The organism is Flavobacterium soyae (assembly GCF_045348165.1).
In the GTDB taxonomy this organism is placed as follows: Bacteria; Bacteroidota; Bacteroidia; order Flavobacteriales; family Flavobacteriaceae; genus Flavobacterium; species Flavobacterium soyae.
Genome location: NZ_CP150845.1, coordinates 3,508,679 through 3,522,899, shown reverse-complemented (window position 1 = coordinate 3,522,899; position 14,221 = coordinate 3,508,679). Strand labels below are relative to the sequence as shown.

The window sequence follows — 14,221 nt, the reverse complement described above, 5'->3', positions numbered from 1 at the left end:
GAGAATACCATAAATTTCAATAAGGGCTTTGATCAGTAAAGAAAACGCTGAACTTAACAAAACTCAAAATAATAAAAATCAGGTATTTATACGCTAAAATCATATCTTCCTATTTCATAATTTAGTACACTGTATATTCTTAAAATAGTCAGGAGAAGATCTCAAAGCATCACTTTTGTAAACTATAACAAATGAAAATATTAAAACAAACAACGCTTCTGATAGTGTTTTTTTCATCTGTCAGTTATTCTCAGGAAAATTTTGATTTAACAATTGAACGTAAATTCGCATCCAAAAGCTGCACAATGGGGTATCTTATTTCAGGCAAAGAAATTCTGTGTTATACCTTAGAATTACCCTGGGCGGACAATTTAAATAATATAAGCTGCATCCCTCCTGGACAATACAACGGCGTACTTAGGTACGATAAGCCGGATGGATGGAGAATCCAGCTTGAAGATGTACCTGAGAGGACAGGTGTTCAAATTCATGTTGGCAATTATACCTCTGAAATCCAAGGCTGTATATTGTTAGGACAAGATGCTAAACTTGAAAACTGCAGCGTTCAGAACAGTTCTAAGGCTTATTCAAAACTGAAAAAAGCATTTTACGGAACAGATACACCTACTAGTACACCGAACAAAAAAATTATAGTAACCTTTAAATAAAACAAATAAGATGAAAAAACAATACTTGCTGCTTTATATGTTTTCTTTTTTTTCATTAATAATAAATTCTCAGGTAACGCCGAATTCTAACAGATTCGATATTGAGAATTATATTGCTGTTAATAACAAAGGGGAATATTCTCCCTATACGGTACACGGTTTCTATGAAAATGCTTCTTCCGTCTCAAAAGCTAAGATATTTATACTGCCCATATTGAGTCTTGATCTAAAAAAAATTAAGTTTATAGATAAAAATGGTAACGAAACATACCAGGGGAATGAAAATGTTCGAACTATCATAATTCCTGTTTCAGCAGATTTGTCCCTGCCCAATGAAAGTCAAAAGGCCGCTATAGCCGCTGCCATAAACAGAAATACATCAATTCAGGCCTTTCAGCCCCAGCTTGCAAAAAATTTAGCCGGACAGCCATTAGTCAATCCCATTGTTAATACAAATCCCGCATTGTACGGCCAGATAATGACAATGGCGAATAATTATGAAATGAACGCAATTATACCCCAGCAAAACTTAATAAATGAGTACAATACAAAATATGAAGCTTCAATAATCTCGCTTGCTGAATTAGAAATAATAATAGAGGCCGGCGGCTCTGTTATTTACAGTAAGAGAATACCGGGAACGACACTTTTTACGGGCGGAAGGTTCAATAACATTGCAGTGGAATATCCCGATCAGTATGTTAAAAACTTAATTGCAAACGGAAATGGACAGATACTATTCAGCTATAAATTCAGAGATTCTAAAAAAAGTTCCATAAATGCACATCTTGACACCACAAGAATGATAGATCAATTTTTAAGTGATGCATATAAAAGCAGTGTGAGTCAGAGTTCAAGTGGATGGTCTTTCCTTGGATTGGGCAGCAGCAGAAAATCATTGAAAACATCTTTTGACCAGCAGGTCAACCAGCAATATACAGACAATACTATATCTAATACAACTATAGAAATGTATGATGCTGATGATAAGATGATAGAATCATTTGAAAATGCTTTTTTTCCTGAACTGTCCGAAAAGCAAGCAATCCAAAACCACATCGCTGCAGCCGAAAAGGCTGGACAAGAGGGAAATAAACCTCTGCAGGACCTGCATTTGAAATATGCGGAAATGCTTGAGAATAACAATCCTAATCTAACCCCAAATATTGAAGCTGCAGTCGCAGCTTTAGGAAAAAAGGATTATGTAGGTTTCATAGCAAACGGAGTGCGATGGGGCGATAATAAAGGAAAGAGCAGTAATTCATACCGCAGTGTTTTAAACAGCAGTGAAATGGCTTCGATGACACAGAATTGGAACCAGACCAAAATAATATCTGTACAGCATGCCGTAAATCAGCCCGTTACGACACTTGAAGAGGTAAAATTTAAAGCTTCTTTGGGTTTGATTGACGGCATTCCCTTCCAAAGCACCCTTGGTATTTATAACGGTTATGGTATTTCTCCACAAAATATAAACGGCATTATCCTAGGGCCCGTTACCGCGGGAGGGGCTTTACAGCAGAATAACATAATGCCCGGCACTTTGATTACAAGAATAGGATCCTATAATGTTTTCAGCGGACAGACAGTCAGAAATGCACTTAGCAATTATAACCCTGGTGATAGAATTTATATTACACAGCTTCTTCCCCCGGGTCCGAATCCTAATATTTATCAGGAACAGCGTGTGGAAGTTACTTTAGGGGCATATCCGGAAATTAGATAAGTAAAAAGCAGGTTAAAATCCAAGAGAAATACTGAATTTTTGACCTGCTTGGTGTATTTAACTTGAAGTATATAACAAAGAGAAGATAAACCAGTTAATATACCCAACTTAACTATACGCGAACTAGCTTATCCCAATATACTACCACAAAATTCTTACTGGATACTCGCTACTTAAATTTCATGTATATCCCCAACAGGATATCCAAACCAAATTCTTTAAGCCAATCAAAGACAGACCTTATATATAATCATCCAAAAATGATGTTGTAATTTGTCTTGTCGAGGTCACGAAAATCAAATCCCATTTCTTACGAAATGGGATTTTTTTATGTTTAATCTATGCTAATTTACCCGAAATCTCGAAACTTTCAAAAAGTGAAACACAAGACGATTTTTAATGGATGTAAATTAGACATAACAAACAGTCTGAAGTTGGGATACTTCAAACGGCTGGAGCTTCTAGACCTTGTTTGAGTCCCAATACTTTAACACAAATTTATTAAGTTCGGTTCTCAATACTATGTCACTAGCCTCATCCAGTCGTATTAATTTCTCGACTTTACGAAAACTGGATTTCGTTTTAGGCACATCATTGTTTTTAACATAGGCATCACAGAACCAAACAACTTCGTACAGCTCTTTTTTATTGACCTTGATTCTATCCTGGATTCCAATGTAATCCGGATCATCCCCTTTTGTTGTAGTGTCGACATAATCTTCATAAATTAAGTCATTTTCATCAAAATTTACCATATTTTAAAATTTAAATTTTCTCAAAACTATTGGTTTATTCAATAGAAATAGTACGGTTTTCCGTAAAGTGTATAAAAAAAGAAGTCAAGAAAAATAGTCTGCTAAAAAGTCGTTTGGATTTATCCTAACAGAAGCCCGATCGTGCGGATTTGTAATCCGTGCCTGCAAAGTATATCATTACAGATTTAAAAAGAAAATCTAGTTTTTAACTATCTACTTTACATCCGTTTTAATTAATATAGGAATGGGTACGGAAAGAATTTCCGCGCTATCGTTGCCCATACCCAAGCGATCAGGTTTTTTTTCTCTTGGTTTATCGTAATTTTTTGATACTAAATATAGTAATTCCAAAATAATTTTAGCTTCCTTTTCATCTATCTAAAGCAAGATCTCCTGTTTTAAAATCAATACCTGTGAGATCAAACGGCAACTTATGTAGCGCTAACTAATTAATAGATAAAAAATAGCAGCAGCATTAATGCTGCTGCTATTTTTTATAAGAATTATATAACCTTTGGCAAGTTCACTTTGAAAGTGTTCTATCTTATGAAGCGTACCTGAATACTGTTCCCTACTTCCAAGAGTTAGAGATTAAAATAATCTTTTATTTTTTAATTATTTTAGACACATAACTCTTATTATCAATTTCAAACTTAATAAAATAGAATCCTGAATTCAATCCCGAAATATTAATTTCATTTATTTCAAATCCTTCCATGAGTTTTTGTCCGTTAATACTAAAAATTTGGTATTTATCAACCTTTATTTCAGAATCAATATTGATAAAATTTGTTACCGGATTTGGATAAATATTGAATTTAGAAACTTCCAATTTATCAATTCCTAAAGTAGTTCCAAGCTCATCTGCTCCACAATCAATTCTTCCTCCTTCAATTCTTAATTCATTATAATAATCTGTTTCGGTACTGGCGGCAAAATAAGCGGGATTTCCTGCATTTCTACTAGGAGAAGTTGTCAAAAGATGAAAATCAGGATTTGTAATACTAGCGTTCGTCAATTGAGGATTTGCAAATATCGAGTTTGTATTTGTTTTTGTTCCTGTTAAAAAAGAAGCAAATCCTGTATATTGTGTTCCGTTCCAGTCTGCTATCATTTTTGTTGTACCTGCCTGACAGTAAAATGTATTATAATTGAAATTTAAATTTGGCTGCGTTAATTCTGCATAAGCCAAAATATTTTGAGTCTGGGTATAAAAAATATTATTTTCGATACTACTGTTTTCACTGTAAGAAAGATATAATTCTCCGTTTCCAGAATTGCTGTAATCATTAAAATAACAGGTATTATTTCTAAAAGAAGAATTGATAACTTTTCCTGAACCAGACGGATAATCAAATCCACCCATTGCTGCAGCACAAATTTGATTGTCATAAAAAACATTATTTCTAATAATAATTCCATCGGTAGTCTGACCTATTTTTTCGCAGCCAACCTCTATTCCGTAACCATTATGATACGAGGTATTGTTTTCAACTATTATGTTTTTCCCACCGTCTATATAAATCCCTCCGGATGTTGAATACGCTGCAATACAATCATGGGCAATATTGTTTTTAACAAGTCCGTTTCTTGCCTGATCGTTTGCAGGAGTTGGGCAAGTGCCTTCGTGACCAATAATATCTATACCAATATTGGTAAGATTATGAACATTATTATTAGTGACTTCAAACCCGTTGACATTTCCATTTACCGCAATTCCTTCGCTGTAACCTAACCTGCAATTATACAATTCATTATTTTGTATTTTTAAGTTGGTAATTGCTGTTGTACCATTAGTTCCAAATACTATAATTCCTTGTGCATTTACGTTTTCGTTTACAGCGGCATTTACATTAGATGAAAAATGAATATCATGTATTTTACAGTTTTTAATTATAATATTATCCCCACTTCCTTCAACTAAAATTCCCTGAGCCGTATTTTGAATATTGTTTTGCAGTTCAATCCCATCAATAATTACATTACTTTTATTATTGATAGCGATAATAGCATTCTGAGTTGTTATTCCTGCTGCATCAATAACAGGAAGTGTTGTCGAATAATTTTTTAAGGTTATATTACTTTTCGAAATCGTAATCTTTTCTAAATAAGTTCCCGGAAAAACGTTTAAAATTCCATTAGCTGGCAATTGATTCAATCCGTATTGTATTGTTTTCCAAGGTGAAGCAAGAGAACCGGAATTGGTATTATTACCAGTTGCTGCAACATAATAATTAGTTTGTCCGAAACAAAAATTAGACAAAACGCAAAATATTAAAATTATTGTTTTTCTATTCATTTTCTTTTTTCTTTTTAGCAACGTCATTTGGGTTGACGTTTGGTTATAGATTTGGTAAACCAAATGTATTAATTAAAGATTAAAATAAAAGTACCCGGATCAACTTTGCTGTTGTTTTTTCAAACAACGGTAAAGTTATACTTCAAGCAATTTTTGCTTTAGATTACAGCCTAATTTATTTATACATTCATTGATGATTCATTCAGTGGCTATTTTTTTAATGACATCCAGAGTATCCAAAATAGTTGCTGTGCTATCAATCGATTCATTCATCAATAAAACCTGTTTTTCTTTGGCATAAGTTTGCAAATTGTTAGGCAAAGGTCACTCTTAAAAAAACATTAAATTTTATAATTTAGCGTTTTTTTTTATGTTTTTAAGACACTATTTAACCCGTTTTTACTTCTAAAAATGAATATAGTTTCCCAATCTGGTTAAGTTAAATTCTACAGGATATAAACCGCCCATAAAATGCTCAAGACACTAGACTTAAAAGAAAATCTTTATTTTTATCTTAACAATAATTTAAGTTACAGAATTCCCAATGATGATATATCATATTTTTATTTAGGAGAATTATAATCTGCTGTTACTGAAAGGAAAAACTATGGGAAATTTTATAAAATTCGATTAGAATTAAGAATATATATTTAAATTTAATTCGCAAAAAAAGGATATCTTATCTTGTCCGTGGAGCATTATGTAACAGATGTACAATAGTAATAACTTTTACTAAGAATGAAAAATCTATTATGCCTGCTAAGAACAATTTCTGTATAACTATCGCAATTATTATGCTAATTATACCCTCATTCTCATTTTCTCAAAAAATGTGGGATAGGCAGTTAACATTAATATCACAACTCCGCAATTCTAATTCGGATACAAGCCGCGTAAATATTTTATTAAAGTTGAGCCATTATTATTTATATCGGGAATATTATCTTTATAAAACAGGCGGCCCGACAACACAGATGGACAGTGCTTCTTATTTTGCAAAGAAAGCCCTTTATCTTAGTAATAAACTGAAATATGAATTTGGAAAAAATCAGGCAGATTTATTAATAGGAGATGCCTATATCAGAAAAGATCAAATACCATCTGCAATAAAGTTATTAGGAACATTGAAAGATTCTACCCGTTTTCGTATGCTGATTATCTTAGCACGGCATTATCTTTTTCATTCAGACAGATCGCCAAAAGATTTAAACAATTCACTGTTTTATCTGGAACAATCAAATAAAATTACTGAGATTCAATACGCATCAAACCTGCAGGCAGAAAGAATGCATGTAAAAGCAATGCATTTATTTATTACAGAAGGTTTTAAGCAAAGTAAAAGGGAATATCTAAAAACTATTAATAAAATAGATCTTCCTGGCAATGAAGAAAAAACAGCTCTTTTATGGCATGAACTTGCAACGCTGATACCTATGCGTGAAAAAACTGGATTAACTAAATTGGATTGTTTTGAAAATATGCTTTCTCTTTACAAAAAAAGCGGTAATAAAGAAAGGCAAGCATGGGTTTTAAAGACCATCGCTGATATACATCTGGTAAGTGGTAAATTTAATCTTGCCGAAATAGAATTATTACAAACACTTGAGCTATACAAAGCATTAGGTTATAAAGAACTCCATTACATTTATGATCTGTTGTCCGTTACCTATCGTTATAAAGGTGACTCTGGTAAATGTATATCTTATGGTTTAAAGGCTATAGAAGGTATGGAGGCAGCAAATGATTCAACTTCTGCCCTTACTTTCTATAGCCGTCTTGCACATATGTATAAAGAACTCGGTCAGCCAGACAAAAGTATAGAATGGTATTTAAAGATTTTTGACAACCAACATTTTAAAAGTACTGATAACCTATACAAATTCAGGGAAGCAAGACTTTTTGCAAGAGAGCTAATAAATGCAAAAAAAGATAAGGAAGCGCTTTCCTATATTCTGGATATAAAGGCAAAATATAAACCTATTGGAATTTATTCTAAGGCATGCCTTACTAGTTCACTGGCCTACTGCTACCAAACTATGCAGCAAAACAAAAAGGCTGAAAAATATTATCTTGAACTGATAAAACTGTCAGGACAAATGGAACAGGGAAATGAAATAACTGCAAATATCGATTCAGAGATTGGTCAGTATTTCATAAACAAACAGCAATATGGAAAAGCATTGCCTTATTTGCAAACAGCATTAAACTATTCGCAGGCTGCAAATAAACCTTCTTTCACTAAAGATATACACTTCATGCTCTTTCAGGCCAATTCTGGTTTGAAGAATTATGATTCTGCCATTAAACATTTACTTAAGCACCAGCAATTAAAGGATTCTATGTTCAATGAAACCAAAAATTGGCAGATTGCTGAATTACAGGTTCAATTTGAAACTGCTAAAAAACAAAAGGATATAGAATTGCTTAACAAGCAAAATCAATTGCAATATAGCAGGATTGAGGAAACTAAGAGATCAAGAAATATTACAGTAGCTATAGCAGCATTACTACTGATTATAGTTGGATTATTATTTAATCGCTATCTTATTAAACAAAGAAGTAATTGTAAACTAGAGGCCAATAAGAAAGAGCTTGATCAGAAAAATTTTTACCTGGAAAATCTAAATACAGAACAAGACAAACTTCTTAAAGAAAAGGAATGGTTGATAAAAGAGGTGCATCATAGAGTTAAAAATAATCTTCAGATGGTTACAAGTCTGCTCAACTCCCAGTCATTATACTTAAAAGATAACGAAGCTAAAACGGCAGTTAAGGATAGTCTCCGCAGAATGCAGGCAATGTCAATGATACATAAAAAACTTTATCTTGATGATAATGTTTCTACAATTGCAATGGCTGAATATATTAGTGAACTGGTAGATTATTTACATGAAAGTTTTGATAATAAAAATCAAATAACTTTCAAAAAAAATATCAAAGCAATAGATCTGGATGTTTCGCAGGCAATTCCATTGGGATTAATAATCACCGAAAGTATAGTAAACGCCATAAAATATGCTTTTTTAGAAAACCAAAAAGGAATTGTAGAAATTAGCTTAGATCTGGAAGATAGTGATTTGGTGCTTAAAATATCAGATAATGGAATAGGCCTGCCGGATTTAACTAACAAAACCAAAAACAATTCCCTTGGGCTCAATCTTATCAAAGGTCTTGTAAAACAATTAAAAGGCAGTTTTAGTATCGAAAATTATAAGGGAGTACATATTATAATTAAATTTATACCTCATAAATAATTAATCGCAGCATTGGATTTAAAATTTTATACTTGATTTACTATGAGCAGTAAAGTATTGATTGTAGAAGATGAATTTATAGTCGCAAATGACCTTCAGCTAATATTAAAACAAGCTGGATATCTTGTAACCGGAATTGCTGTTTCAGTCAAAGAAGCTTATGAACAAATAGCAAAAAACAAACCCGATCTTGTATTATTAGATATTCATTTGGAAGGAGAGCAATCAGGAATTGATCTTGCAAAAAAATTAAAAACCGAAAATATAGCTTTCATCTATTTATCTGCTAATTCTAATCAAACAATACTCGAAGAAGCAAAAAAAACAGACCCTTACGGATTTCTTGTAAAACCATTTCGAGAAAAAGATTTACTTATTACTTTAGAAATCGCTTCATACAGACATAAAAACAGCATAGAATCTCGCTCAGGACAGGAAAAACTTTTGCAGGAAAAGCTAAGCAAAATAAGTCATCAGACACTTCAATATGAAAATTATCTAAATGAAACTGCACGTTTACTACAAACTTTTATTACTTACGATCTGATTGTATTTGAAATAAAGAACTCCGATCAAAAAAAATGTACTGCTTATTTACGCATAGGCTTTGACGAATATCAATACATAGGCGAAAGAGAATTAGAAAATATCACGAATTCAAAAAGCACTACTTCTTTTACTGAAATCGATTATCTGGAAAATGAACCAGTTATTTATGAAATGGAAGATTTTAATCCAAAATTATCTTTCATAAAAAATCATTTTCGAGCAGAATCTTTTCTTGTATTTCCTTTTTTATTAAATACTGAAGTGACGATTCAATATATATTCTGCAGTCAAAAGAAAAACAATTATTCCCAACATCACATTGATTTATTGACGAGTGCAAAAAAAGATTTTGCTAATCTTATGACTGGCGTTACAAATCAGCAAAAGTTAGTTGACTCAAAAAAGAGTGAAAACTTAAAAGAAACTCTTTCTCCTCAATTTACTGATATTATTGGGAAACACCCTCTTTTATTAAATGCTCTTGATCTTATTGTGCAAGTTGCTCCTTACAGCACCTCAGTTCTTATACTTGGAGAAAGCGGAACAGGAAAAGAAAAAGCGGCTCAATCTATTCACAATCTCTCCATCCGAAAAGACGGTCCTTTTATAAAAGTGAATTGTGCTGCCATATCGCCAACTTTAATAGAATCTGAATTATTTGGTTATGAAAAAGGTGCATTTACGGGCGCCGTTGAAAGCAGAAAAGGAAAATTTGAACTAGCAGATGGCGGAACTATTTTCCTAGATGAAATTGGCGAATTATCGAATGAAATGCAGATTAGATTATTGCGTGTTTTACAAGAAAAAGAAATCGATTCTGTGGGAGGAAATTCAGCTCGAAAAGTTGATATACGAATTGTGGCCGCTACAAACCGAAATCTCGAAAAAGAAGTTGCTCTGGGTAATTTTAGAATGGATCTTTACTACCGCCTAAATGTGTTTCCGATAACCATGCCTGCCTTACGGGAGCGTAAAACCGATATTTCAGAATTAGCAGATTATTTTGCAAAGAAATTCTGCAGGGAATTCAACAAAAAATTTAACGGCATAAGCCCGAAAATGATCGAACAAATGAATGAATATGACTGGCCGGGAAATATTCGCGAATTAGAAAACTTTATAGAAAGATCGGTTATATTAAATAATGGAAAAGCTGAATTAAATCTTAATCTGAATTCTTCTCCTCTTTCAGAATCATTCAATACAAAAAATGTTCATACATTAGAAGATGTAAAAAATGCACAGCTGCAACTAGAACGCGATTACATCATTTCAATTTTAAAAAAAGTAAACGGCAGAATACGCGGAACAGCCGGCGCAGCTTCAATACTAAATATCAAGCCTACAACTTTAGAATCTAAAATGAGTAAACTGGCTATTAAAAAAGATGATTACACAGACTAGAAATTACTCCACTTTTTTCGGAGCTATTGCATATTTCTCCAAAATCTTCGTAGAAATATAAAACTTTGATTTTCTAATATTTAAACTATAAAAAATAAAAAACCAGCAGCAGCGGTAGTTTACGTTTCATTATTGCTTTTATTTCTGTTTCACAAAATTACTGGCATGTTCTTGGTCATTTTCCACAGCATATTGATGTCTAAAAAATGATGTATTGTCTATGGATCAGCTGCGAAATCATATTGAAGAAATTACTCCTGTAAGCGATGAAGAGTTTGCATATATCAAAACTTTCTTTACCAAAAAGAAAATAAAAAAACATCAGTACTTAATTCAAAGCGGAGACAAAGTCCAATGCGAATATTGGATTATAAAAGGTACACTAAGAGCATTTTACATTAATAAAGATGGCAAGGAGCATATTCTTCAGTTTGCCATCAAAAATTGGTGGATTTCAGATTATAACGCTTATTTCAATCAAATAGAATCTACGATAAATATTATCTGCATGGAAGATGCCGAAATATTATGTCTGACACTTTACGCAAGAGAAAAACTGGCATCTGAACTTCATAAAATGGAGCATTTTTTTAGAATGAAATTAACCCTGCTCTACTCTTCGCAGCAAAAAAGAATTATTTCTCTATTATCAGACAATCCAAAAGAGCGTTATGAAAAGTTTGCCAGTTATTATCCAAGCATCTTGCAGAAAATACCAAAAAAATATATTGCAGAATATCTCGGCGTCTGTCGGGAAACGCTTAGCAGACTTTATCTTAATAATTAATAAACAATCTTAAGAAACATAACGCAAGGTTTCAACCTTGGTGACGCAACGGATAACCGCCTCTTTTTGTGTACCCAAGGTTGAAACCTTGGGCTATGTTGAATAAAATTGTCAAGAAGTTAATCAATTTCACAATTCACAATTCATAATTAAAAAAATCCATTCTTAACCAAAGTCAATGATTTGGAAAGAATGACCGATATAATTTTGCCTTGTTTTTAAATCCAATGTGATCGTAATCACACTTTTAAAGTGATTTAAATCAACTTCCAGCGAATATGTAAAATGGAAATTTGTTAGAGAGATAACAGAAAATTTTAAACGAAAAAACATGAAAACAATACCATATAATTCAATTACCCAGAAAGTCTTGATAGTCGCACTCTGTATGTTTATGACTGTTACAGCCAATGTTAAAGCTAAAAATTCTGAAAGCATGAAAAAGAAAATTTTGTTCGTGGTCACCAATCATGAAAAAAAGGGAAATACGGGAGAGAAAACAGGATTTTATCTTTCTGAAGTAACGCACCCTTGGGATGTTCTAACAAGTGCAGGATACGAAATTGATTTTGTGAGTCCGAAAGGAGGCAAAGCACCTGTAGAAGGATTCAATTTAAGTGATTCGACAAACAAAAAATTTTGGCTTGACTCAAAATACAGAGAGAAAATAGAAAACACGTTGAACCCTCAAAGCATCAATCCTGAAGATTATGCTGCCATACATTTTGCTGGCGGTCACGGTGCGATGTGGGATTTGTCCAACAATAAACAGCTGACTGCAATAGCTTCTAAAATTTATGAAAATAACGGAATCATCAGTGCTGTATCTCATGGTCCGGCAGGCCTTTTAAATATTAAGCTTGATGGTAAATATCTTGTAGACGGCAAAAAAATTAATGCCTTTACAAATGAAGAAGAAACCGCTGTAAAACTAGATAAAGCTGCCCCTTTTTTATTAGAATCTAAACTTATAGAAAGAGGAGCCATTTTTGAAAAATCGGGCTTATGGCAGACACATGTTACGGTCGACCAGCGCTTGGTTACGGGGCAGAATCCACAATCGGCAAAAGCAGTTGGTAAAGCACTTTTACAGCAGTTAAAAGCTTCTGAAATCATCTCGAAATTAACGATGTATGAAGTACCAGAAAATGCTTTAGAACCATTTCGAAAAGCATTGAAAGATTATGTAACAGCTTCTCTTTCATCCAAAGAAAATATTATGGCAGAAGCTTTTTACGAACAAGACAAACCAAATATTTTATGGCTGATTGAAAGATGGAACGGAAAAAAACAGCTGGAAGATTTCGGCAAAAAAACTCAGGCAAAAGCATTACAAACTTTAACTGAAAAATCCTTAAAAACGGCACCTAAAATCTATTATGTAAAAGATCTGGAACCTTTAACCAAAGAGCAATGGAGAAAAACTTCAAAAAAAGAAGACAATCAGCTTGTGATTATGCTTTTTGTTGACGGAAAAAAAGGAACAGAACAGCATTTTAAAGATACCTACCATATCGCTATGCCGCAATTTCGAAGCGAACCTGGAGTCGTAACGTATCAGCTTTCAGAAATTGAAGGAGATGAAACGCAGTTTGTAACCTATGAGAAGTTCCGAAGCAATAATGCTTTTCAATATCACCTCAACTTTCCACCAATTAAACCTGTAATCGAATATTTGGAAACCAGCATCAAGAAACCTCCTTTTCAAAACGGACTGCATAACCTTATAGAATTTGCTCCGATGACAAGAGAATAAAAATATTTTAACACATAGAAACATAGTTTCTGTAAACCCCAAAAAAAAAAGGCGTTTCACTTGTTTAAATACACATAGTGAAACTATGTGAAAGAAATATATTTCTCTTAAACATCCTTGTTCATGATTAGAATCTATATTTCTATGTGTTTAAATAAATCTTTTTCAATTTCAACAAAATCCTAAGAAATCAGTAGTAATAGTTAAAATAAAAAATCATGAAAAAATTAAGACAAATTATGACAGCAGGTTTATTAAGCGCCATTGCATTATCAGATGCACAAGCACAAGATATCGATCATAAATTAGATGTGATCAACCAATTGACAACACCGTCTCATGTTTCTGTAATGCCTGTTTCTTCGCTGTTGAACGCGCCAGGAAACGAAGCTTTGAGAGCTTTCTTTTTTAATCCTGTAAAAGACAAAACAGTTTTAAAAGGTAAAAAAATTGCAGTACTTGCTGCAGACGGTTTTGAAGAAATCGAATTAACTGGACCTGTATGGTATTTTAGAGAATTGGGCGCTCAGGTTGATATTGTATCGCCAAAATACAATCCTGCTCCAGCAAGATACGGATTAAGCAGTCCTGAAATGGCAAAAACACATGTGATGGCTATTCAATATTTACAGCCCGTTGGGTGGATAAAATTTGACCGCACAGCAGATCAGATTAAAGTAAGTGATTATGATGCCGTATTTATTCCGGGAGGCGCGTGGAATCCTGACAACCTTCGTTACGACAAAGACGTTATTAAATTCATTCAGGATTTTAATAAATCAGGAAAATTGATTGCTGCCATTTGTCACGCACCGGTTGTATTAGCTTCGGCTGATATTTTAAAAGGCAGAAAATTAACGGGATATTGGAACATTCAGATCGACCTTAAAAATGCAGGCGGAATTGTTTCTGATCAGCCTGTAGTAGTTGATGCCAACATTATAACAAGCAGACACCCAATTGATGTAGCTGATTTTTCGAAAGCAGTTGAAAGCTGGTTAGTTAAGAAAAAGTAATTCTGTT

The 14,221-nt window shown here is 33.1% G+C and carries 9 protein-coding genes; 7 read left to right on the top strand and 2 right to left on the bottom strand.

The features are described from left to right. Positions 1–191 precede the first annotated feature (191 nt). Together AABD74_RS15020 and AABD74_RS15015 are read left to right on the top strand one after the other, a co-directional pair. Positions 192–668: a DUF5675 family protein gene (locus AABD74_RS15020; RefSeq protein ID WP_406843386.1), complete on the top strand. Its 477-nt coding sequence runs from the start codon at positions 192–194 to the stop codon at positions 666–668. 10 nt (positions 669–678) lie between these two features. Then, positions 679–2,394 carry a hypothetical protein gene (locus AABD74_RS15015; RefSeq protein ID WP_406843385.1) on the top strand — a complete coding sequence of 572 codons (1,716 nt, stop codon included), beginning with the start codon at positions 679–681 and terminating at the stop codon, positions 2,392–2,394. Positions 2,395–2,855: 461 nt separating this feature from the next. Here the strand turns inward: AABD74_RS15015 and AABD74_RS15010 are convergent, their stop codons facing one another. After that, on the bottom strand, positions 2,856–3,149 hold the full coding sequence (locus tag AABD74_RS15010; protein ID WP_406843384.1) for a hypothetical protein: 294 nt from the start codon (positions 3,147–3,149) through the stop codon (positions 2,856–2,858). A 604-nt stretch (positions 3,150–3,753) separates the two neighbouring features. Continuing rightward, positions 3,754–5,448 (bottom strand): T9SS type A sorting domain-containing protein, encoded by a 1,695-nt coding sequence (locus AABD74_RS15005; protein ID WP_406843383.1) that lies wholly within the window; start codon positions 5,446–5,448, stop codon positions 3,754–3,756. Positions 5,449–6,200: 752 nt separating this feature from the next. On the opposite strand from AABD74_RS15005, the gene AABD74_RS15000 reads away from it, so the two are divergent. From AABD74_RS15000 to AABD74_RS14980, 5 genes are all read left to right on the top strand, one after another. Then, positions 6,201–8,702, top strand: a complete 2,502-nt coding sequence (locus tag AABD74_RS15000) for a histidine kinase dimerization/phosphoacceptor domain -containing protein (RefSeq protein ID WP_406843382.1) — start codon at positions 6,201–6,203, stop codon at positions 8,700–8,702. 42 nt (positions 8,703–8,744) lie between these two features. Beyond that, complete coding sequence (locus AABD74_RS14995; RefSeq protein ID WP_406843381.1) at positions 8,745–10,655, top strand: sigma 54-interacting transcriptional regulator; 1,911 nt, start codon at positions 8,745–8,747, stop codon at positions 10,653–10,655. A gap of 220 nt (positions 10,656–10,875) precedes the next feature. Continuing rightward, positions 10,876–11,442 carry a Crp/Fnr family transcriptional regulator gene (locus tag AABD74_RS14990; RefSeq protein ID WP_406843380.1) on the top strand — a complete coding sequence of 189 codons (567 nt, stop codon included), beginning with the start codon at positions 10,876–10,878 and terminating at the stop codon, positions 11,440–11,442. 331 nt (positions 11,443–11,773) lie between these two features. Then, positions 11,774–13,198, top strand: a complete 1,425-nt coding sequence (locus tag AABD74_RS14985) for an antibiotic biosynthesis monooxygenase (protein ID WP_406843379.1) — start codon at positions 11,774–11,776, stop codon at positions 13,196–13,198. Positions 13,199–13,416: 218 nt separating this feature from the next. Beyond that, on the top strand, positions 13,417–14,214 hold the full coding sequence (locus AABD74_RS14980; protein ID WP_406843378.1) for a DJ-1/PfpI/YhbO family deglycase/protease: 798 nt from the start codon (positions 13,417–13,419) through the stop codon (positions 14,212–14,214). Positions 14,215–14,221: the final 7 nt, after the last annotated feature.